The organism is Streptomyces sp. NPDC012466, from assembly GCF_042955215.1.
Classification (GTDB): Bacteria; Actinomycetota; Actinomycetes; order Streptomycetales; family Streptomycetaceae; genus Streptomyces.
The window spans coordinates 163,841-184,787 of sequence record NZ_JBIBEQ010000013.1; the positions used below are offsets into that span (position 1 = coordinate 163,841).

Genomic DNA, 20,947 nt, shown 5'->3' on the forward strand with positions numbered 1-20,947 from the left:
CGGGATCAGCCGGCGAACTCGGGCCCGTGCAGCACCGCACGGGAGCGCCGGTACCAGCGCCAGGCGATCGTCTTCGGCCCGTCGCGGTACGGCGCCACCCGCGCGCCCGCCCCCGCCAGCCAGCTCTCGACGTCGGCGAGGGTGTGGGTGCGCCGGACGATGAGCCGGGCGATGCGGTACCGCTCGTCGCGGTCGGAGCTGAGCGCGTGCCGTACGGCGGTCGCCGTCTCGTAGCCGGCCCGGGCCGACATGGCCCGTACGCGGGGGCTGTTGTAGCCGTGCGGGTAGGCGAGGTGCCGTATCTCGTGCCCGAGGGCGTCCTCCAGCACGGCCTTGGAGGCGCGCAGTTCGTACGCCAGTGCCTTGGCCGGCAGGGTGTCGAGCTGCGCGTGTGTGACGGTGTGGCTGCCGATCTCCATGCCGGAACGTTCCAGCTCCGCCGCCCGGGCCAGGGTCATCATCGGGGCGGGCGGCAGCAGGCTGCGGCCGCCCGGGGCGATGGCGCCGGTGGTGAGGTAGGCGGTGGCCGGCAGCGCGCGTTCGGCCAGGGCCTCGGCGGTGGCGCCGGGCAGATCGGCGAACCCGTCGTCGAAGGTGAGCAGCACGGGCCGGGGCGGCAGCGGCGCCCGCCCGGCCAGGTGGTCGGCGATCGCGCTGATCGTGACGGGCGTACGGCCGCTGCGGACCACCGCGTCGAGGTGCGCGGCGAACTGCTTCGGAGTGACCGTGAACTCCGCTATCCAGTCCGGCGGATCGTCCATCACCGAGTGGTACAGGAAGACGGGGATCGCGGGGGTGCCGGCACCGCCCGCCGCGGCTATCGGCCCCTCACCGTCCTGCGCACCCCGCTCCGCCCGGCCTCTGCCGTCCGCATTCATCCCGCCCCCCGAGCTGTCTTCTCCCGACCGGGCGAGCGCAGTGCCCGCCGCGCCTTCAGATAGCCGACCGGCCCGTACACCATCCCGCGGCGCTGCAACCGCGACAGCCGCCGCGGCCAGGGATGGGTCCGCCCGTCGTGATCGCCCGGCGTCCCCGCGCCGTGCGCTCCCTCCGTCTCCCGCACGGCCGTCAGCGCGCGGGCATGGGCGAGGCCGCGGGGCAGCCGTGCGAGGAACGCCGGCAGCAGCGCGGGCCGGTTCACGAGCACCGCGGTGAGATACGCCGTGAGCCCGGCGCCGTAGCCGTACGCCTGCGTCTCCAGGTCCCGCCAGGTCTCCCGGTGGTGGTGCCACACCAGGGCGTACGGCGTGTAGCGCAGCCGGTGGCCCTCGGCCAGGACGCGCACGAAACCGTAGAGGTCGTCCCCGCCCCGGGCGGCCGTCCCGGCACCGGTGGCCGGGTCGAAACCGCCGACGGAACGCAGTACCGCCGTGCGGAACGCCATGTTCGCGCCCGATCCGAACCGCCCCGCGGTGAACGGGAACAGCGGCTCGTCGCCCGGCGGGCGCGCCGGGTCGTACGTCCTTGGAGTGAAGCCTTTCGCGAAGCCGCCGTGGCTCTCCAGCAGCACCTGGGCCGGGGTGGTCAGCCGCGCGGGCAGGATCAGACCGGTGCTGCACCCGAGCCGGGCGTCGGCGGCGAAGGGCGCGGTCAGCTCGGTCAGCCAGCGCGGGTCGGCGACCACGTCGTCGTCGGTGAAGGCGACCACCTCGCCGCGCACGGCGTCCAGCCCGGCGTTGTGCGCGCCCGCGAGCCCCGGAACAGGCTCACGGACGTACCGCACGCGCTCGGCGTACTTCCGCTCGATCAGCTCCTGTGTCTCGTTCGTGACGGGCGCGTTGTCGACCACGACGATCTCGAACCGCGGATGGTCCTGCGCCAGCAGCGAGTCCAGCGCCCGCGCCAGCTGCCCGGCACGCTCCCGCGTCGCGACGACGACACTCGTGTACGGGGGCTCCCCGGACTCGCCGACGACGGCCGGCCGGCACTCCGCCCGTGCCCGCCCCGCCAGCACGGCCTTCGGATCCGCCCCCTCCGGCACCCGCCCGAGCAGCGTGCCCACGGGTCGGCCGCCCCTCCTGACCAGCACGAACACCTCTCCGTGCGTCACCGGCGGACTCCCCGGGCCCGGTCTGAGCACCGCCTCGTCCCCGTCGAGGTCCAGCTCGGCGACCTGCACCGCCCCGATGTCCAGGAACCGCCGTATCTCCTCCTGCGCACGCGCCGAACGGGCCATGCGCCCACCCCCCTTGTGTCAGGTACGCCTTGCGTTCAGGTGCGGCGCAGCCGGGCCGCGCCCTTCAGCGTCCGCGCGGCCAGCGAGGCGAGCCGCGGCCGGCCGCGGACGAAGCTGTGCGCGCGGCGCGCCGGCTCGCGGCTCAGCCAGTGCAGCGCCGCGCCCGCCCCCGGCCGCGTCACCGCCCCTTCGTAGACGGGCAGTTCGCCCGTCTTCAGCGCGTCCTTGTACTCGGCCGCGCCCCGGCCCAGGTCGAGCATGCCGACGCCACCGGCGGCCGCCGCCTCCGCCATGCGCAGGTGCAGCACCAGACCCGGCGAGAACTTCGCGAACTCCGGGTCGTAGGCCGGGAACCAGCAGGCCAGCACCGAGGCCGAGCGCAGCCCGAAGTGCGCGGCGACGGGCCGCTCACCGGCGTACAGCACGGACAAGGTGCCGCTGCACTCCGGCGCCCGGGTCTGGGCCAGCTGTCCGACGAGCCGGGTGATCCACTCCTGGGCGAACCGGTCCCGGCGGCCGGTCCTGCGGTACTGCGCCGACTTCCACTCCATGAGCGTGCGCAGCGCGGCGGGGTCGCGTTCGTCGAACACGAACCGCAGCTCACCGGCCTGCCGGCCCAGCTTGCGCTCCTTGGCCAGCGTGGTCTTCAGGAACTTCGGCGACTGCGCGCGCAGCACCGACTCGTACGTCTCGTAGCCCTTCTCCACGTCGATGACGTAGGTGGCGTGCTCCTCGGCCGCGTACCGGACGAACAGCCGCTGCTCGGCCTCCAGATTGTCGAAGGCGAAGCTCGACAGCGAGCAGGCCTTCAGCAGTTCGCCCGTCTCCAGGTCCAGGCCCGGCCGCAGGATCGCGCCCTGCGCGTCCGAGACGCCGAGCCCGATCGCCCGGCCCTGCCCCAACGGGCCCCGCTCATGGGGCAGGAAGCCGGCCGGCTCCGGCCCCTCGTACACCACGGCTATCCGGGCCCCCGGCCTGACCCGGCCGACGGCTTCGGTGAACTCCGGTTCCATGAAGGGGTTGCGCGGTGCCCCGGAGGCCGCGCGCAGCGCACGCCAGCGCTCCCTCTCCTCTTCACCGAGCTCCCCGGGCCCAGCCACGCGAATGCGCCCACTGCTCAACCTGACCCCCCGATCAAGTCCCCCCTGGACACAGGGAAGGTACCGCTCGATGCGGTCCCTCCGGTAGGTAGCGGAGCATGTTGTTGCCAACTGGTGCAGAGGCCTTCAACCGGGCAATCGGCGGCCGCCGTGCGATGAAACGAAGGGCCGCGTTGTCCGTATTCTCTGATCATGGCCGCACCCCTCGCATATTCACTCATCGCCACCGATCTGGACGGGACGTTGCTGCGCGGCGACGACACCCTCTCCGACCGGTCTCTCGCCGTGCTCGCGCGGGTGGCGGACGCCGGTGCCCAGCACCTCGTGGTGACGGGCCGGCCGGCGCCGAGAGTGCGGCCGCTCCTGGACGACCTCGGATGCGGGGGGCTCGCGGTGTGCGGGCAGGGCGCGCAGGTGTACGACGCCGGCGCGGACCGGCTGCTGTGGTCCATCACCCTGGACCGGGAACTGGCCGAGACCGCCCTCGGCAAGATCGAGGCCGAGGTGGGGCAGGTGTACGCGGCGGTCGACCAGGACGGGGTCGACGGGCTCACGCTGATCGAGCCGGGTTATCTGATGCCGCACCCGACCCTGCCCGCGGTGCGGGTCGACCGGCGCGACGACCTGTGGGGCGAGCCCATCAGCAAGGTGCTGCTGAGGCATCCCCATCTGTCGGACGACGAGCTGGCGGCGACGGCCCGCTCGGTGGTCGGCTCGCTGGCGACGGTGACGATGTCGGGGCCCGGCACGGTGGAGCTCCAGCCGTGCGGGATCACCAAGGCGACGGGGCTGGCGCTGGCCGCCGAGCATCTGGGGCTGCGGCCGGCGGACACCATCGCCTTCGGCGACATGCCCAACGACATCCCGATGTTCGACTGGGCCGGCCACGGTGTCGCGATGGCCAACGCACATCCCGAACTCAAGGCCGTGGCCGACGAGGTCACCCTGTCGAACGAGGACGACGGCATCGCCGTCGTCCTCGAGCGACTGCTGGGCGGGACGGCTCAGTACGGGCCGTTGACGTTGTCGATCGAGCCGTAGCGGTCGGCCGCGTAGTTGCAGGCCGCGGTGATGTTGGCGACCGGGTCGTACGGGTCGAAGGAGGTGCCGGGGACGTGGTACGCGGCGAAGGTCGGGTCGATGACCTGGAGCAGACCCTTGGACGGGGTGCCCGCGGCGGCGTTCGAGTCCCAGTTGTTGATCGCCAGCGGGTTGCCGGACGACTCGCGCATGATGTTGCGGTAGATGCCGTCGTAGGACCCGGGGATCCCCTTCTGCGCCATGATGTCCAGCGCCTCGCGGATCCAGCCGTCGAGGTTGTTCGCGTAGGTCTTCGCGGACGCCTGGGTGGCCTGGGCGACGCCCGTGGCGGGCTTCGCGGCCGGCTTGGCCGGGGCGGACGACGGGGTCGCGGTCTTCTTCGCGGCGTGCGTCTTGGTGGTCTTCACCTTCAGCTTCAGACCCGGGTGGATCAGCTTCGGGTTGTCGCCGACGGCGGCGCGGTTGTCCTTGTAGAGCTGCTTCCAGCCGCCCGAGACGTCGTACTTGTCCGCGATACGGGCGAGCGAGTCGCCCTTGGTCACGGTGTACGTGAGGGACTTGGCGGGCTGGGCCGTCCGCGGCACGGACTGTGCGGCGGCGGGTGCGCTCTGGGGCTCGGCGGCACTCGCGTGGGTGGCGCCGAGGAGCGGGAGGGTGAGTGCGGCTCCGCCGGTACCGGCGGCGATGAGGCCTCGGGTCAGCGGGTTGGTTCTGGGGCGACGGTGCTTGCCTCGTCCGGGCATGGCGTTATTCCTCTCCGGCGCCTGCGAGGTGAGCTGTCGGGTTCGGGCCGGGAGGTGCCCGGCCGCGTACGGCGCTGTGTGCCGTGCGCGGCTTCACCCCGAGCCGTGCCGCTGTGCGGCCCGGCGACTGACCTGGGTCCCCCGCTCCTGCCCTGCGTGAGTGAGTCGGTTCCTGTGGGGAGTCCGGGCGGCGGCAGGATTAGGCGTCCGCCGGACAGGCCGGGAACGTATGCGAGAGCACATGTCGGGAACAAGCACCTCAGTCACATATCACGCGGATGACCTTGGTCGGGGGTGTTTGGGCCGCTTGATCCTTTGCGAGAGCCAAGGCTCAACTGGCTTTCGGGGGAAGGGGGTACGGGTCGGCGCGAGGGTGGGACGGAAAAGCGGACGAAGTGATTCAACTCACTGATCACGAGCCCGAGGGGCAATTTCCACCAAGGGGAATTCGCTTACTCAAAACGGCAAATCGTGCATACCTCGCTACCTCTGGGTAAGTCGATAAATATCTGTTCTTATGGGTTGATCGAAAACATAGCGGTCGTGATCGGATACCACCCGGCCTGTAACCATGGGCGCTGGCGGTGATCGAAACGTGACCGGATACGCTGACTCGAGTGAGGGCAGCGACCTATCGACAAACCGCGTAATCACCGGCAGACACAGCAGACAGGAGACCCCTCGTGACCGACGTCGGGCCGTTCGGGCTGAGCGTGCGGGACCAGGCTCTGGAAGCCGATGTCCAGGCCGGACTGACGGCTGTCGAGGAAGGCTTGCTCGAGGCCACCAAGAGTGAGGTGCCCTTCATCACGGAGGCCGCCCAGCACCTGGTGCGGGCCGGCGGCAAGCGGTTCCGTCCGCTGCTCGTGATGCTCTCCGCCCAGTTCGGCGACCGGCACGCACCCGGCATCGTGCCGTCGGCCGTCGTCGTGGAGCTGACCCACCTGGCCACGCTGTACCACGACGACGTCATGGACGAGGCCGCCGTGCGCCGGGGCGTCGCGAGCGCGAACACCCGCTGGGGCAACTCCGTCGCGGTCCTCACCGGCGACTTCCTCTTCGCCCGCGCCTCGCACATCCTGGCCGACCTCGGCCCGGAGGCCGTGCGGGTGCAGGCCGAGGCGTTCGAGCGCCTGGTGACCGGCCAGATCCTGGAGACGGCCGGACCGCAGGACGGCCGCGACCCCATCGAGCACTACCTGGACGTGCTGGGCGGCAAGACCGGCTCGCTGGTCGCCGTCTCGTGCCGCTTCGGCGCGATGATGTCCGGCGCCGACGAGAGGGTCGTGCACGTGCTGACCCAGTACGGCGAGCGGCTCGGCGTCGCCTTCCAGCTCGCGGACGACGTCCTGGACATCGCCTCCGACTCCCACGAGTCCGGCAAGACCCCCGGCACCGACCTGCGCGAGGGCATCCCCACCCTGCCGGTGCTGCGGCTGCGCGAGCGGGCGGCCCGCCTCGGGCTCGCCGAGGACATCGCCCTGTGCGAGCTGCTGGACTCCGACCTCACCGACGACGAACGGCACGCCGAGGCCCTGCGCCTGCTGCGGGCCCACCCGGCGCTGGAGCAGGCCCGACGGGACACCGTCCGCTACGCCCAGGACGCCCGTTCGGCGCTGGCGCCCCTGAAGGAGTGCGCCGCGAAGACGGCTCTCCTGGAGCTCTGCGACGCGGTGGTGCACCGGGCCGGCTAGCACCTCTCTCCCGGCCGACCCCTACGGGTCGGGGGAGAAGCCGCCCGCCCGTGTCATACCCCAGCAGTACACGGAGTTGAGCCCGGGGTCTGACGTATCTCCCTGGCCGATTTGGTCAGATGGTGACCACGGAAAACACCACTCCTCACCTGTTCGGGTGAGAATGGCGGCTCAGGGACGAGTGCGTGCACGACACGGACAGCCGCCGCCGACACGGAGGTAGGGCACACATGGCACCGTACGCATCCGACGACAGCACGACCGCCGGGCAGGTCGACGAGCAGCGCTCCGGGCGGCGTACCGCCGCGCGGTACATCGTCCCGGTCACGGTGATCGGGGTGGCGGCCGCGACGATCGGCCTGGTCCCCGCACTCGCCGACTCCGGTGACCCCGACCTCCCGAAGATCACCGCCCAGCAGCTCATCGAGAAGATCGCCAAGTCCGACGTCGAGCAGCTGTCCGGCACGGTGAAGATCAGCACCGACCTCGGCCTGCCGAACCTCGGCGGCCTGGAGTCCGGCCTGCTGTCCGGCGCCGCGGGCCAGGGCGAGGGCGGCTCCTCCGCCGACCCGACCGCCAAGCTCACCGAACTGGCCTCCGGCACGCACACCCTGCGCGTCGCGGCCGACGGCCCGGACCGGCAGAAGCTGTCGCTGCTGGAGAACGCCGCCGAGTACAGCCTCATCCACAACGGCAAGGACGTCTGGGGCTACGACAGCAAGTCCAACGAGGTCTACCACGGCACCTCCTCCGAGAGCCCGGAGCGCGGGAAGGACCAGCAGCCGCCGGCCCTGCCGAAGGACTTCGCCGAGGAGGCCCTGAAGGCGGTCGACGACACGACGTCCGTGACCGTGGACGGCACCGCCCAGGTCGCCGGCCGCGACGCCTACAAGCTGGTCGTCAAGCCGAAGCAGTCCGGCTCGACGGTCGGCGCGATCACCGTGGCGGTCGACGCGCAGACCGGCATGCCGCTGAAGTTCACGCTCACCCCGGCGAGCGGCGGCGCCGCCGTCGTCGACGCGGGCTTCACGAAGGTCAGCTTCGCCGAGCCGGCCGCCTCGACCTTCGACTTCACCCCGCCCAAGGGCGCGAAGGTCACCGAGGAGAAGGACTCCGGCAAGGCCGCGGGTGAGACGCCGCGCAAGGCCCCGGGCAAGCCCTTCGACCTGGGTGAGGCACCGGGGCGCGCCCCCGGGGCCGGCAAGGGCCTCGGCGGCCACGACGGCATGAAGACCATCGGCGAGGGCTGGACCGCCATAGCCACCTTCGACACCGGCGGCGAGGGTGTGCCCTCCGGCAAGGGCGGTGGCGACCTCGGCGGCTTCATGGACTCGCTCGGCGACAAGGTCCACGGGAAGTTCGGCTCGGGCACGGTCTTCTCGACCCGTCTGGTCAACGCCCTCATCACCGACGACGGCAAGGTCTACGCGGGCCTGGTCACCAAGGACGCGCTCGTGAAGGCGGCCGACGCCGGGAAGTAGGTCCCGCAGGCGTACGGGACGTCGAGAGAACGAGGAAGCCGATGGGCGCACCGTCCGCCACGGAACCGGAGGAGAGTGAGGCGCGGGCCGAGACCGGGGAGCCGGTCATCGCCACCCGCGCGCTCACCAAGCGCTACCGCGGCGGACAGCTCGCCGTCGACGGTCTCGACCTGACCGTCCCGGCGGGCAGCGTCTTCGGCTTCCTCGGCCCCAACGGCTCCGGCAAGACCACCACCATCCGCATGCTGATGGGCCTCATCGAGCCCACCTCCGGCACGGCCCGGGTCCTGGGGCAGCCCATGCCCCGGGCCGCCCGCGCCGTGCTGCCGCACGTCGGCGCCCTCATCGAGGGACCGGCCCTCTACGGCTTCCTCTCCGGCCGCGACAACCTGATCCGCTACGACAGCGCCGACCCGGCCGCCGATCCGCGCACCCGCTCGGCCCGGGTCGCCTCGGCCCTGGACCGGGTGGGCCTGACGGCCGCCGGGTCCAAGAAGGCCAAGGCGTACTCCCTGGGCATGAAACAGCGCCTGGGCCTGGCCGCCGCGCTGCTCCGGCCGCGCCGGCTGCTCGTCCTCGACGAGCCGACCAACGGCCTGGACCCGCAGGGCATGCGCGAGATCCGCACCCTGATCCGGGAACTGGCCTCGGACGGCACGACCGTCTTCCTCTCCTCCCACCTCCTCGACGAGATCGAGCAGGTCTGCACGCACGCGGCCGTGATGGCGCGGGGCCGGCTGATCACGCAGGGGCCGGTCACCGAGCTGTCCGCCGGGGCGCGAGGCCGGCTGGTGGTGACCACGCCGGACCCGGCGGAGGCGGCCCGGGTCCTGAAGGAGCAGGGCGTCGGCGACGTCGTCGTCACCGGCGACCGGGTGACCGGCGAACCACCGGAGCGCGACCTCGCCGAGCTGAACGCCGCGCTGGTGACGGCGGGAGTCCGGGTGCGCGGCTTCACGGTCGAACGGGCCTCGCTGGAGGACGCGTTCGTGGCGCTGACCGGGGAGGGCTTCGATGTCGCGGGCTGAAGGCGTGGAATCCGTACGGCCGGTGAGCCGGCTGTGGACCTTCGGGCTGCTGCGCAACGAGCTCGTCACCACCTTCCGGCGCTGGCGCACGCTCGCGCTGCTGGCCGTGCTGGCGGGCGTGCCGATCCTCGTCGGCATCGCCGTGAAGATCGAGACGGGGGACGGTTCGTCGCCCGGCGGCGGGGGCGGCGGAGGTCCGGCCTTCATCGCGCAGATCACCAACAACGGCCTGTTCCTGGTCTTCACCGCCCTGGCCGCCACGCTCCCGTTCTTCCTGCCCATGGCGGTCGGGGTGGTCGCGGGCGACGCGATCGCCGGGGAGGCCAACTCCGGCACGCTCCGCTATCTGCTGGTCGCCCCGGCCGGCCGCAGCCGTCTGCTGCTCACCAAGTACGCGACGGTCGTCCTCTTCTGCCTGGCCGCCACGCTGGTGGTCGCCGTATCGGCCCTGACGGTCGGTGCGCTGCTCTTCCCGCTCGGGGACCTGACGACCATCTCCGGTACGCGGATCGGCTTCGCCGAGGGCCTGGGCAGAGCCCTGCTGATCGCCCTGGCCGTCGCCGCGTCACTGATCGGCGTCGCCGCGCTCGGCCTGTTCGTGTCGACCCTGACGGGCAGCGGCATCGCGGCGATGGCGACGACGGTCGGCCTCCTGATCACGGTCCAGATCCTCGACCAGATCCCGCAACTGCACGCCCTCCAGCCGTACTTCTTCTCCCACTACTGGCTCTCCTTCGCCGACCTCATGCGCGAGCCGGTCTACTGGGACGACCTGGCGAAGAACCTCGGCCTCCAGGCCCTGTACGCGGCGGTGTTCGGGTCGGCGGCGTGGGCGCGCTTCACGGTGAAGGACATCACGGCCTAGCGCTGAGGCCCGCCCGGAGTCACTCCTCGTACAGGAACCGGGCGAGCGGTGCCTCCTGCGCGAAGAAGGTCTTCGCCCGGGTCAGCGCCGCGGTGTCGGTCAGCACGTCACCGGGCTTGCTGCCGTTGCCGAGCAGCACCCCGCCGAAGCGCATCCCCATGTACGCGGCCGAGTTGTGGAGCGTCCCGACGAGCGGGTCGGCGACCACCTCCTGCGTGTGCGCGAGGGCGGTGACGCCCCACAGGGTGCGCCCGGCCAGGGTCGCCTTGAAGTCGAGGCCCGGCGTGCGCAGCCAGCCCGACCAGTGGTCCAGGTAGCGCTTGGTCTGCGCGGAGACCGAATACCAGTACAGCGGTGAGACGATCACGATGTCCGTCGCCGCGAGCGTGGCGTCGAGCAGCCGGGCCACGTTGCCCTCGGTCGGCCGGACGTGGTCGTTGTCGTGGCGCAGGTCCTCGAAGTCCGGCAGGGGGAGTTCGGTGAGGTCGATCCACTCCTGCTCGACGTCCGGGGGCAGTTGCTCGGCGGCCCGGCGGGCCAGCAGCTCGGAGTTGCCCTCGGCGCGAGCGCTGCCCAGGACGAAAAGGAAACGGCGGGTCATGGGTGCCCCTCTGGAAACTCGGCGTACGTCAATTACACGCGTGTGCATCATATGCGTACGCAAGTAAATGCGCCAGGGGTGCCCGCTGCGGGTGTCTGCCCGGGCTGTCGGTCAGCCCGCGTCGCGCGCCTCCGCCTCCCGCGCCACCGCCAGCACAAGCGCCTCCCGCCCGTGCGGTGCCACCAGCTGAAGCCCGGCCGGGCAGCCGTCGTCGCCGATCCCCGCGGGCAGGCTCAGCGCCGGATGCCCACTGAGATTGAACGCCCAGGTCAGAGCAGTGGAGTAGCGGTCCCCGGGGCCCTCGTGGCCGTGCGGGGCGGTGGGTGCCGTCGGGGTCAGCAGCAGATCGGCACCGGCGAACAGTTCCGCGAGCCGCCGGTCGTTCGCCGCCCGGACGCGGTGGGCCCCGGCCGGGTCGGCACCGGGTGTGCGCAGGGCGAGCCAGGCCGGCCCGGGGTCCGCGAGCCGCACCGGCGTGCGCGGCCGTACCAGCCGTACGACCCCTGCCGCCACGAGCCGTTCCACCGCCGCCCGGGCGAGCGCGACAGGTTCCGGGTCGGGCCCGGCGAAACCGAGGTCCGGGGACCAGACGGCGGTGACAGGAAGGGCCGCCGCGGCCGGCACCGGCTCCTGGGCCTCCACGCGCCACCACAGCTCCGCGTCCCGCGCCGAACGGGCGAGCACCCCGCGGACCATGAGCCCCGTACGGTCGCCCGACGGCAGCCGTCCTCGCGTCGTCTTCAGCCCGACGACCCCGCACCACGCCGCCGGGATGCGCACCGACCCGGCTCCGTCGCCGCCCGTCGCCAACGGCACCAGCCCGGCCGCCACGGCCGCCGCGGCCCCGGCCGACGAACCGCCCGGCGTACGGTCGGCCCGCCACGGGTTGACGGTCCGGCCCCCGGCTCCGAGCCCCCAGGTCTGCCAGGGCGTGCCCGGCCCGGGCACGGACGTCGCCCCCACGGCCACACACCCGGCGGTGAGCAGCGCGTCCGCCGCGCGCAGCCCGTGCCGCCCCTTGACGGCGATCGGCACACCGGCGAGCGGCAGGGACGGGTCCGCCCCCCGCCGGTCGAGTCGGGTGTCCACCTCACCCGCCCGCCGCAACGCCTCCTCGCCCCACACCTCGACGAACGCGCACAGGTCCGGATCGGCCCGCTCGATCCGCTCCAGCGCCGCCGCGACGACGTCCGCCGCACGCAGTGCCCGGGCGCGTACACCCGCCGCGATCTCCCCGGCCGACAGGAGCGGGTCCGACAGGGGCGGGTCCGACAGGGGCGCGGCCGTCAGCGTGCCGCTCCCGTCAGCCGGGCCAGGTCCGCCGTCTCGCGCGGCGGGTGTCCCGTTTCGCCGAGCCGCCAGGACGGCACCCACGGCACGCGGTACACGTCGATGACCGACTCCAGGGACCTGACCCGCTGGGCGAGCGGGCGCGGCAGCCGGCCCGGGGCGTCCGCCACGAGGACGACGGCGTCCAGATCGAGCCCCGGCGGAGCCTGACCGCGCCGGAAGAGCTCCACCGCCCCGGCGACCGTGTCCAGCCCGGCCGCGTGCGTCCGGGCGACCAGCAGCACCGACGGGGGATCGCCGGGCCCGGGCCAGGACCGGCCGCTGTCGTGGCCGCCGTAGACCGCCACGAGGGTGGAGACACCCGCGCCGCCGTGCGTGCCGACCCAGGAGAAGCGCCGCCCCGCGGCACGGTCGTGCGCGGGCTCCGGCGGCCCCGGCTCCGGGGTGGTCACCGGGCCCCGCAGCCAGATCTCCGGTCCCTGTCGCGTGCCTGTGTGCATGCCCCTCTCCTCCCTCGTACACCCGGCCCTCACGCCCCCGGAACGACCCGTGCCGGGGCCGGCGGCCCTTGGGACGAGCCTGTGACACCGTGGTGACGTGAGAAACGGGGGCGAGCGGACACACTCGACAGTAGGTGTACGACGCCCAGTGAGGGGACGATGTCGCGACTCAGCCGCGAGAAGAAGCGGGAACAGAAGCAGGCCGCACGAGCGGCGACCCCGGCGGCGCCGATCGACGTCCATGTCCCCCGGGCCGGAACGGACGTGGGAGGGGCGGCCGGTGGGGTGTCCGACGGCGCCTCCGTCGGCGGGGTGCCGGTCTTCGCGGCCCCGGGTGAGGAGATCCAGCGGGCCGTCCTGAACCGCCTGCACCACATCGCCCTAGCCACCGGCCACCCCGTCCTCGCCACGATCCACGACGAGCGCATCGGCTACGTCGTCCCGCTCCAGGTCGACCCGGACGGCTCCAGCCGCTTCACGGCCGAGCCGGTCGCCACGCCCCCACCGGCGTCCCAGCACGCCGGGGGCAATGGCGCCCTCACGCCGCCGGAGCCGCGGCCCGTCCGAGACAACGGCGCCCCGGTGCCGCCGCACGCCCCGGGCGGGACCGCCACCCCGTCCGAGCCGCAGCACGCCCGGAGCGGCAGCGCCGCGACCCCGCCCGAGCCGCCGCATGCCCCGCCCGCCCCGAGTGACAGCGCCACGCATGTGCTGCGCCCCGCGCACGCGTCCGGCCGGGACTCGGCCCCGACGTTCCGGCTCCGGGCGGTGCCCGAGCCGCAGCCGGCCGATGAACCCGTACCGACCTTCGAACTGCGAGCCGTGCCGGGGTCGGCGGAGCCCGTGCCGGACGACGCGCCACCGTCCCCGGGCGCGGCGACGCCGCCCGGCACCGTCGCGCCGCCCACCGGCGCGTTCGGCCCGCCCCCGCCCATGGACGCCAGGCCGCTCCCCGTCCCCGAGGCCCACCCGGCTCCGCGACCCCTGCCGGTTCCCGAAGCGGCCCTGATCGCCGCCGACCCCGACCCCAAGCCCACGCCCCCGCGCGGTTTCGACGCCGTCGCGGAGGCCGTGCTCGGGGACGAACCCCTCACCGCCCCGGGCGATCCCGCCGCGCCCGCGCTCCTCGCGGAGCCCGTCGCGCGGATCAACGAGGCCGTGAAGGAGGGCCGGATCGACGCGGCCGCCGGGCTGGCGGAGCAGACCGTCGCGCAGGCGTCGGGGACGCTGGGGCCGGAGCACCCCGAGGTGCTCCGGCTGCGCGAACTCACCGCGTACATCGCCTACTTGGCGGGCGACCCGGTCCGTGCCTGCCGGCTGTCGCTCGACCTGGCCGGTGCCCGCCGCCGGACCGGCGACGCGGAGGCCGCCTTCGGCAACGTGGAGAGCGCGGCCACCGCGTGGCGCGCGGTGCGCGACCCGGCGCCGGGGCTGGAGCTGGGTCGCGACCTGATCGGCCTGTGGACGGAGCTCGCCGCCGAGGGTGGCCCGGCCGCCGAGGAGGTCGAGCAACTGGAGTCGGCCCGCGCCCGCATGGGCCGTCTCACCGAACGCGCTCGCAAGCAGTAGGCGTGGCCCGGGAGGGCTACTCCGACAGCTCCCACACCGCGTACGCGAGGGCGTCGCTGTTGCGGTTCAGGGCGGTGTCGTTGATGTTGGCGGTGGTGTCGCAGGAGGAGTGGTAGCAGCGGTCGAAGGCCCGCCCCGCCGTGCCGCCCCACTTGGCCGCCTGCGCCGCCGTCATCGTCCGGCTCGCCCCCGTGAACAGCCCGCCCACCGGCACACCCGCGCTCTTGAACGGCGCGTGGTCGGAGCGGCCGTCGCCCTCGGTCTCGATCTCGGTCGGGACGCCGATGCCGCCGAAGTAGTCCTTGAAGGTCTTCTCGATCGCCGGGTCGTCGTCGTAGACGAAGTAGCCGGGGTTCGGGGAGCCGATCATGTCGAAGTTCAGGTAGGCGCTGATCCTGGAACGGTCGCCGGTGGCAAGCCGGTTGACGTAGTAGCGGGAGCCGACCAGGCCGAGCTCCTCCGCGCCCCACCAGGCGAACCGCAGGTGCTTGGTGGGCTTGTACTGCGCCCGGGACACGGCCAGGGCGGTCTCCAGGACGGCGGCCGAGCCGGAGCCGTTGTCGTTGATGCCGGGCCCCGAGGAGACGCTGTCGAGGTGCGAGCCGGCCATCACGACCTGGTTCGCGTCGCCGCCCGGCCAGTCGGCGATCAGGTTGTAGCCGGTGCGGCCGGAGGCGGTGAACTGCTGGATCGTGGTGGTGTATCCGGCCGCGTCCAGCCTGGCCTTCATGTAGTCGAGCGAGGCCTTGTAGCCGGCCCGGCCGTGCGCCCGGTTGCCGCCGTTGGCGGTGGCTATGGACTGCAACTGGGACAGGTGGGCCTTGACGTTCGCCACGGGTATGTCCGGCGCGGCGGCCGCTCTGGAGGGAGCGGAGGACGCGGCGTCGGCCACGGCACCGCCGGTCAGGAGCATGGCTGTTGCCATGCCGCCTGCCGCGACGGCGCGCGCGGAAACGGAGAGCTTCATGTGGGGGCTCCGGATTCCGTCGGGAAGCCCGTGGGGTGTCCACGGGCCGCCCACAGTGAATGGGGTGCCTGGATGGTGAAGCTGGTACTGACTCTCCGTCAAGGTGCCTATTCGGCCAGGGCGTTACGGAGTGCAGGCCTCCGGCGCTCCTGTCAATGCACGCAGAACTCGTTCCCCTCCGGGTCCGCCATCACGACCCATTCGCCGCCCTGCTCCTTCACCCGCCGCAGTGTGCTCGCCCCGAGCCCCTCCAGTCGTGCGACCTCCTCGTCGCGCCGCCCCTCGCCGGGGTGCAGATCGAGGTGCAGCCGGTTCTTGACCGTCTTCGCCTCCGGCACCCGCTGGAACAGCAGCCGCCGCCCCAGCCCGGTCCCGCTCTCCTCGTCGAACGGGTCCTCGGGGTGCCGTACGGCGATCAGGTCCCGGAAGGCGCGGCGGCCGTGGAAGTCGGCCGTGGCCTCCTCCGGCAGGGCGCCGAAGCCGAGCAGCTTCCCGATCAGGGCGCTGTTGTCCTCGGCCTCGTAGCGGAGGGCGGCCGCCCAGAAGTCGGCCTGCGCGTGCGGGTCATCGGCGTCGATGACGAGTTTCCAGTGCACGGGAGTGGGTGATGCCGGTGTCTGCGTCATGTAACCACTTATACTGGTTAGGTGAGTGGACGCGCAGGGGAAACGCCGGGACGACCGCCCGGTCTGACACTGGTCTCCCATGAGGGCAAGCCCTACCGCTTCGACCCGGGCACCCTGTGCCTGGAGCTGACGGCGACGGGCGGCCCCGGGGCCTTCGCCCGCTGGGAGGTGCTGCACGAACCCTCCGACCTGGTCACCTGGGCCGCGCGCAGCCGGCTGCCGGACGGGCTCGGCCTCACCGTCTCCGCCGCGGAACTGGAGCGGGTGCGCGCCCTGCGCGACGCCGTGTTCCTGCTCGCCGCCGGTCGCGCCCACAGCCGCCCCCTGGAGCCCGCCCACCTGGACGTCGTCAACGCCGCCGCGGCCGGACCCCCACTCGTCGCCCGCATCGAGCCCGGCGGCGCCCGCTCCTGGGCCCCCGGCGCCACCGGCACCCAGCTGCTCTCCACCGTCGCCCGCGACGCGATCGACCTGTTCACCGGGCCGTTCGCCGGCCGGATCCGCGAGTGCGGCGCCCACGACTGCCACCTGCTCTTCGTCGACACCTCCCGCCCGGGCCGCCGCCGCTGGTGCGCGATGGAGCACTGCGGGAACCGCGAGAAGGTCCGGGCGCACCGCGCCCGCCACGCCCCTACGAAGCCGTAGCCTCCGCGGCCTCCGCGGCGCGGGTGTCGTAGGCGGTCCGGGCCGCCGCGATCTCCTCCTGGTGCTCCTCCGTCCAGGTCACCAGGGACCGGATGGTGGTGTGCAGCGTTCTGCCGAGGGAGGTCAGTTCGTACTCGACCCGCGGCGGCACCACCGGATGCACCGTCCGCTTCACCAGGCCGTCCCGCTCCAGCGAGCGCAGGGTCACCGTCAGCATCCGCTGGCTGACCCCGTCGATCTCGCGGCGCAGCTCGGTGAAGCGCAGCCGCCGGTTCTCCAGCAGCGCGATGACCAGCAGCGACCACTTGTCGGCGATCCGGTCGAGGATCTGCCGGACCTGGCAGTCCTCGCGGGTGTCCCACTGGAAGGGATCGGTGTCGCCGTAGTCCACGGTGCTCGCGCAGTTACTCGGTGACTTCGAAGTGCCTTCTTCCATGTCCATCGATGCTGCCGCAGGGTGGGGCGTGGTTACAAGCGGGAACCGACCCTCACTTGCGTAACCGCCCTTTACCGGAGGAGTGTTGACTCATGGGCACCCGTGCCTGGGCGCTGCTGCTCGTTCTGTGCGGAACGATCTTCCTCGAAGGCATCGACGTCGCGATGATGGCGGTGGCGATCCCGGCCGTCCGCGCCGATCTCCACCTGACCACCGGCACCGCGGCCTGGGTGATGAGCGCCTATGTGCTCGGCTACGCCGGCTTCACCCTGCTGGGTGGCAGGGCCGCCGACCTGCTCGGCCGGCGGCGGATGTTCCTGCTCTGGCTGACCGTCTTCCTCGCCTTCTCGGGGCTCGGCGGCTTCGCGACGGAGGGCTGGATGCTGATCGTCGCCCGGTTCGTCACGGGCGTCGCCGCCGCGTTCATGACCCCGGCCGCGCTCTCCCTGATCACCACGTCCTACGAGGAGGGCCCGCCGCGCAACAAGGCCCTGCTGGTATTCGCCGGAACGGGCGCGGCCGGCTTCTCCCTCGGGCTGGTCATCGGCGGACTGCTCACCGAGATCGGCTGGCGCTGGGTGTTCTTCGCACCCGTACTGCTGGCCGCCGCCCTGCTCGTCGCGGCCTTCCGCCTGATACCGGGGCGCGACGCCCCGCCGCGCCGCCGACGCACCTTCGACCTGCCCGGCGCGATCACCGCCGCCGGTGCCATGCTGCTCGCCGCCTACACCGTCGTCCGCCTGGAGCACGGCCTGCACCAGTGGCCGCTCACCCTGGTCTCGGGTCTCGCGGCCGTGCTGCTGGCCGGTGTCTTCGTCGCGGTCGAGCGCCGCTGCCCCGACCCGCTGGTCCGGCTCGCCCTGCTGCGCCGGGGGCCGGTCGTGCGCGCCGACCTGGGTGCGCTGCTGTTCCTCGGCGCCTTCTTCGGCTTCCAGTTCGTGGTCACGCTCTACCTGCAGGAACTGCGCGGCTGGTCGTCCCTGCAGACGGCGGTGGCCCTGGTCGTCATGGGCATCGACGCCGTCCTCGCGCCGACGCTCACGCCCCGGCTGGTCACCCGCTTCGGCAACGCCCGGGTGATCACCGGCGGTTTCCTCCTGGCCGTGGCCGCCTACGCGCTGTTCCTGCCGGTCGGCATGGACTGGTCCTACGCCATGATGTTCCCGACGCTGATCCTGTCCGGCTTCGCATTCGCCCTGGCCTACGGGCCGCTGACGATCGCGGCGACGGACGGCGTCGCGGGGTCGGAGCAGGGCCTGGCCGGCGGGCTGCTGACCACCGCCACCCAGTTCGGCTCGGCGATCGGCATCTCGGCGGTGACCGCGGTCTACGGCCTGGCGTCCACCGGGCCTGGCCCCGAGGACACGCTGTCGGCGTTCCGCGTGGCACTGACCGTGCCGGTCGCCCTGGTGGTGCTGGGCACGCTGATCTCGTTGGTGAGCGTGCGGGAGGCCCGGCGGGCGGTGCGCAAGGCGTCCCAGGTGAGCAGCGTCAACGCCAGCCAGACCAGCGTGAAGCCGGCCCAGCGCTCCGGCGGCATCTCCTCGTGGAAGTAGAGGATGCCGAGCAGGAACTGGAGGACCGGCGTCGAGTACTGCAACAGGCCGATGGTGGACAGGGGCACGCGGATGGCGGCCGCGCCGAAGCAGACCAGGGGGAGCGCGGTGACGATGCCGGCCGAGGCGAGCAGCGCCGCGTGCCCCGCACCCTCGGCGGCGAAGGTGGAGTCGCCCCGCGCGGTCAGCCACGCCAGGAAGGCGAGGGCGGGCAGGAACTGGATCGCGGTCTCGGCGGCCAGCGACTCGATGCCGCCGAGGCCCACCTTCTTCTTCACCAGCCCGTACGTGGCGAAGGAGAAGGCGAGGCAGAGGGAGATCCACGGGGGCCGGCCGTAGCCGACGGTCAGTACGACGACCGCGGCGCAGCCGGTCCCGACCGCCGCCCACTGCACCGGCCGCAGCCGCTCCTTCAGCAGCAGCACACCGATCGCTATGGTGACCAGCGGGTTGATGAAGTACCCGAGCGAGGCCTCGACGACGTGCCCGGAGTTCACGGACCAGATGTACAGGCCCCAGTTGACGGTGATGACCGCCGCGGCGACCGTGATCAGCGCCAGCTTGCGCGGCTGCCGCAGCAGCTCACCGGCCCAGGCCCAGCGCCGCAGCACGAGCAGGGCGGCGCCCACGAAGACCAGCGACCACACCATCCGGTGGGCGAGGATCTCCACCGCACCGGCCGGCTTCAGCAGGGGCCAGAACAGGGGGACGAGCCCCCACATCCCATAGGCCGCGAAGCCGTTCAGCAGTCCTATGTGCCGCTCACCCCTCGGCTTGCCGGTCACGGGCCCCTCCTTCGCGCCTGGCGTGTGTCCGCGTTCACGACGGTAACGCCGAGCGCCCCCGACTGTCATGCCCGTATCGGCATACGGTCATGACAGTCCGGGGGTGGCGCGGGGAAGGGGGCGTCAGCTCTTGAGGGCGGCCGCGATCGCCTCGGAGAAGGGGGTGGTCGGGCGGCCGGTCAGGCGGGACAGGTCACCGGTGGACACGACCAGCTGGCCCTTCTCGATGGCGGCGTCGACACCCGCGAGGATCTGCGCGAACGGCTCGGGCAGACCGGCGCCGGTCAGGATGCCGACGAGGGCTTCGGGGGAGACGGCGTGATAGGCGATCTCCTTGCCGGTCTGCCGGCTCAGCTCGGCCGCGTACTCGGCGAAGCTCCAGGGGGTGTCGCCGCCCAGCTCGTACGTCTTGTTCTCGTGTCCCTCGCCGGTCAGTACCGCGACGGCGGCGGCGGCGTAGTCGGCGCGGGCGGCGGAGGAGACCTTGCCCTCGCCGGCGGCGGCGACGACCGCGTTGTGCTCCAGCACCGGGGCGAGGTTCTCGGTGTAGTTCTCGTGGTACCAGCCGTTGCGCAGCAGCGCGTAGGGCACACCGGAGTCCAGCAGGAGCTCCTCGGTGCCGCGGTGGTCGTCGGCGAGCGCGGCGGTCAGGGTGCCGGGGGCGCTGGTGTAGGCGAGCAGGGCGACACCGGCGGCCTTCGCGGCGTCGATGACCACCTTGTGCTGCTGCACGCGGCCCTTGTCGAACTCGGTGCCGGAGATCAGCAGCACCTTGTCGCCGGCGGAGAACAGGCCCTCGAAGGAGGCGGGGGTGTTGTAGTCGGCGAGGGCGATCCTCACACCGCGGGCCGCGAGGTCGGCGGCCTTCTCCGCGGTGCGCACGACCGCGGTGATCTGCTCGGCGGGGACCTTCTCCAGCAGCTGCTCCACGACGTGGCGGCCGAGGTGTCCGGTGGCTCCGGTGACGACGATGCTCATGGTGGGGACTCTCCTTGTGGGGTGCGTTGACACTAACCCTAGGAGATGCGCTAACTCTTGGAAAGTACCCACTTTGAAGTAAGGTACTGGCATGTCAGTAAGTAGAAGTGCGGACGACCTCGAGGCGATGTGCCCCCACCGGCTGGTCCTGGAGCACGTCACCAGCCGCTGGGGTGTGCTCGTCCTGATCGAGCTCCTGGACCGCACGTACCGCTTCAGCGAGCTGCGCCGCGCGATCGGCGCCGGCGGCAGGGGCGTCAGCGAGAAGATGCTCACCCAGACCCTCCAGACCCTGGAGCGCGACGGCCTCGTCCACCGCGACGCCAAGGCCGTCATCCCACCGCGCGTCGACTACTCCCTCACCGACCTGGGCCGCGAGGCCGCCGAGCAGGTCCGGGGCCTCGCGGCGTGGACGCACCAGCGCATGGACGAGGTGGAGAAGGCCCGCCGGGCGTACGACGAGGCCCGGGCCGCGTCGTAGACGGCCCGGGCCCCGAGGGTGCCTTCCGGCGGCGTCAGCCGACGACGGTCCAGGTGTCGCCGCCGGCCAGCAGCGCGGCCAGGTCGCCCTTGCCGTGCTGCTCGATCGCGGTGTCGAGCTGGTCGGCCATCTGGGTGTCGTAGACGGGCCGCTCGACCGAGCGCAGGACACCGATCGGCGTGTGGTGCAGGCTGTCGGGGTCGGCGAGCCGGGACAGCGCGAACGCGGTGGTCGGGGACGGGGAGTGCGCGTCGTGGACGAGCACCCGGTCCTCGTTGTCCGGCGTCACCGCGACCACCTTCAGATCACCGGTCAGCGGGTCCCGCACGACGCCCTTGGCCAGGCCGGCGCCGAAGCGGATCGGCTTGCCGTGCTCCAGGCGGAT

At 72.6% G+C, this 20,947-nt stretch carries 20 protein-coding genes, 2 pseudogenes and 1 riboswitch; of the genes and pseudogenes, 9 read left to right on the forward strand and 13 right to left on the reverse strand.

The window, feature by feature from the left end; translation table 11 throughout:
- Nucleotides 1-5 precede the first annotated feature (5 nt).
- The 3 genes from ACFY9E_RS36350 to ACFY9E_RS36360 all read right to left on the reverse strand — a co-directional run bounded on the left by ACFY9E_RS36350 (nt 6) and on the right by ACFY9E_RS36360 (nt 3,282).
- Nucleotides 6-761, reverse strand: coding sequence for a polysaccharide deacetylase family protein (locus tag ACFY9E_RS36350; RefSeq protein ID WP_390991938.1), 756 nt, complete (start codon nt 759-761; stop codon nt 6-8).
- A 113-nt stretch (nt 762-874) separates the two neighbouring features.
- Nucleotides 875-2,176 (reverse strand): glycosyltransferase, encoded by a 1,302-nt coding sequence (locus ACFY9E_RS36355; protein WP_390991874.1) that lies wholly within the window; start codon nt 2,174-2,176, stop codon nt 875-877.
- 35 nt (nt 2,177-2,211) lie between these two features.
- Complete coding sequence (locus ACFY9E_RS36360) at nt 2,212-3,282, reverse strand: GNAT family N-acetyltransferase (protein WP_390991941.1); 1,071 nt, start codon at nt 3,280-3,282, stop codon at nt 2,212-2,214.
- 186 nt (nt 3,283-3,468) lie between these two features.
- Between ACFY9E_RS36360 and ACFY9E_RS36365 the strand changes: the two genes are divergently transcribed.
- Nucleotides 3,469-4,317 carry a Cof-type HAD-IIB family hydrolase gene (locus tag ACFY9E_RS36365; protein WP_390991877.1) on the forward strand — a complete coding sequence of 283 codons (849 nt, stop codon included), beginning with the start codon at nt 3,469-3,471 and terminating at the stop codon, nt 4,315-4,317.
- On the opposite strand, the gene ACFY9E_RS36370 is transcribed toward ACFY9E_RS36365, so the two are convergent.
- Nucleotides 4,281-5,060: a transglycosylase SLT domain-containing protein gene (locus tag ACFY9E_RS36370; RefSeq protein ID WP_390991880.1), complete on the reverse strand. Its 780-nt coding sequence runs from the start codon at nt 5,058-5,060 to the stop codon at nt 4,281-4,283. The two genes, ACFY9E_RS36365 and ACFY9E_RS36370, sit on opposite strands and share 37 nt — an antisense overlap.
- Before the next feature lie 5 nt (nt 5,061-5,065).
- Nucleotides 5,066-5,241, reverse strand: a riboswitch (cyclic di-AMP (ydaO/yuaA leader).
- A gap of 502 nt (nt 5,242-5,743) precedes the next feature.
- Between ACFY9E_RS36370 and ACFY9E_RS36375 the strand changes: the two genes are divergently transcribed.
- From ACFY9E_RS36375 to ACFY9E_RS36390, 4 genes are all read left to right on the forward strand, one after another.
- Nucleotides 5,744-6,754: a polyprenyl synthetase family protein gene (locus ACFY9E_RS36375; RefSeq protein ID WP_390991883.1), complete on the forward strand. Its 1,011-nt coding sequence runs from the start codon at nt 5,744-5,746 to the stop codon at nt 6,752-6,754.
- 230 nt (nt 6,755-6,984) lie between these two features.
- Nucleotides 6,985-8,235, forward strand: coding sequence for an outer membrane lipoprotein carrier protein LolA (locus tag ACFY9E_RS36380; RefSeq protein ID WP_390991886.1), 1,251 nt, complete (start codon nt 6,985-6,987; stop codon nt 8,233-8,235).
- A gap of 41 nt (nt 8,236-8,276) precedes the next feature.
- Nucleotides 8,277-9,263 carry an ATP-binding cassette domain-containing protein gene (locus tag ACFY9E_RS36385; protein ID WP_390991889.1) on the forward strand — a complete coding sequence of 329 codons (987 nt, stop codon included), beginning with the start codon at nt 8,277-8,279 and terminating at the stop codon, nt 9,261-9,263.
- Nucleotides 9,250-10,128, forward strand: a complete 879-nt coding sequence (locus tag ACFY9E_RS36390) for an ABC transporter permease (RefSeq protein WP_390991892.1) — start codon at nt 9,250-9,252, stop codon at nt 10,126-10,128. The genes ACFY9E_RS36385 and ACFY9E_RS36390 overlap by 14 nt, the downstream gene beginning before the upstream one ends.
- 19 nt (nt 10,129-10,147) lie before the next feature.
- Here ACFY9E_RS36390 and ACFY9E_RS36395 read toward each other — a convergent pair whose 3' ends face one another.
- The 3 genes from ACFY9E_RS36395 to ACFY9E_RS36405 all read right to left on the reverse strand — a co-directional run bounded on the left by ACFY9E_RS36395 (nt 10,148) and on the right by ACFY9E_RS36405 (nt 12,519).
- Nucleotides 10,148-10,729, reverse strand: a complete 582-nt coding sequence (locus ACFY9E_RS36395; protein WP_390991895.1) for an NAD(P)H-dependent oxidoreductase — start codon at nt 10,727-10,729, stop codon at nt 10,148-10,150.
- Between the two features lie 111 nt (nt 10,730-10,840).
- Nucleotides 10,841-12,004, reverse strand: a complete 1,164-nt coding sequence (locus ACFY9E_RS36400) for an amidase family protein (RefSeq protein WP_390991944.1) — start codon at nt 12,002-12,004, stop codon at nt 10,841-10,843.
- 11 nt (nt 12,005-12,015) lie between these two features.
- Nucleotides 12,016-12,519 (reverse strand): DUF6668 family protein, encoded by a 504-nt coding sequence (locus ACFY9E_RS36405; RefSeq protein WP_390991898.1) that lies wholly within the window; start codon nt 12,517-12,519, stop codon nt 12,016-12,018.
- A gap of 159 nt (nt 12,520-12,678) precedes the next feature.
- Between ACFY9E_RS36405 and ACFY9E_RS36410 the strand changes: the two genes are divergently transcribed.
- A complete protein-coding gene (locus ACFY9E_RS36410; protein ID WP_390991900.1) occupies nt 12,679-14,088 on the forward strand; it encodes a tetratricopeptide repeat protein in 1,410 nt (469 codons plus the stop codon).
- 16 nt (nt 14,089-14,104) lie between these two features.
- Here the strand turns inward: ACFY9E_RS36410 and ACFY9E_RS36415 are convergent, their stop codons facing one another.
- Nucleotides 14,105-15,055, reverse strand: coding sequence for a M28 family peptidase (locus ACFY9E_RS36415; RefSeq protein WP_390991904.1), 951 nt, complete (start codon nt 15,053-15,055; stop codon nt 14,105-14,107).
- 152 nt (nt 15,056-15,207) lie between these two features.
- The gene (locus tag ACFY9E_RS36420) at nt 15,208-15,681 is read right to left on the reverse strand and encodes a VOC family protein (protein ID WP_390991906.1); all 474 of its coding nucleotides are present in this window, start codon (nt 15,679-15,681) and stop codon (nt 15,208-15,210) included.
- Nucleotides 15,682-15,702: 21 nt separating this feature from the next.
- On the opposite strand from ACFY9E_RS36420, the gene ACFY9E_RS36425 reads away from it, so the two are divergent.
- Complete coding sequence (locus ACFY9E_RS36425) at nt 15,703-16,326, forward strand: ABATE domain-containing protein (protein WP_390991908.1); 624 nt, start codon at nt 15,703-15,705, stop codon at nt 16,324-16,326.
- Here ACFY9E_RS36425 and ACFY9E_RS36430 read toward each other — a convergent pair.
- The gene (locus ACFY9E_RS36430) at nt 16,313-16,762 is read right to left on the reverse strand and encodes a winged helix-turn-helix transcriptional regulator (RefSeq protein ID WP_390991911.1); all 450 of its coding nucleotides are present in this window, start codon (nt 16,760-16,762) and stop codon (nt 16,313-16,315) included. The two genes, ACFY9E_RS36425 and ACFY9E_RS36430, sit on opposite strands and share 14 nt — an antisense overlap.
- A 167-nt stretch (nt 16,763-16,929) precedes the next feature.
- Between ACFY9E_RS36430 and ACFY9E_RS36435 the strand changes: the two are divergent.
- A pseudogene (locus tag ACFY9E_RS36435) lies at nt 16,930-18,009 on the forward strand (MFS transporter); the annotation flags it as partial.
- Nucleotides 18,010-18,089: 80 nt separating this feature from the next.
- Here ACFY9E_RS36435 and rarD read toward each other — a convergent pair.
- Both rarD and ACFY9E_RS36445 read right to left on the reverse strand, forming a co-directional pair.
- Entirely contained in the window at nt 18,090-19,103 is a 1,014-nt protein-coding gene (gene rarD / locus ACFY9E_RS36440) for an EamA family transporter RarD (protein WP_390991914.1), read from the reverse strand.
- Between the two features lie 123 nt (nt 19,104-19,226).
- On the reverse strand, nt 19,227-20,081 hold the full coding sequence (locus ACFY9E_RS36445; protein WP_390991917.1) for an NAD(P)H-binding protein: 855 nt from the start codon (nt 20,079-20,081) through the stop codon (nt 19,227-19,229).
- A 91-nt stretch (nt 20,082-20,172) separates the two neighbouring features.
- On the opposite strand from ACFY9E_RS36445, the gene ACFY9E_RS36450 reads away from it, so the two are divergent.
- Complete coding sequence (locus tag ACFY9E_RS36450) at nt 20,173-20,562, forward strand: winged helix-turn-helix transcriptional regulator (protein ID WP_390991920.1); 390 nt, start codon at nt 20,173-20,175, stop codon at nt 20,560-20,562.
- 34 nt (nt 20,563-20,596) lie between these two features.
- Here ACFY9E_RS36450 and ACFY9E_RS36455 read toward each other — a convergent pair.
- A pseudogene (locus ACFY9E_RS36455) lies at nt 20,597-20,947 on the reverse strand (2-oxoacid:ferredoxin oxidoreductase subunit beta); the annotation flags it as partial.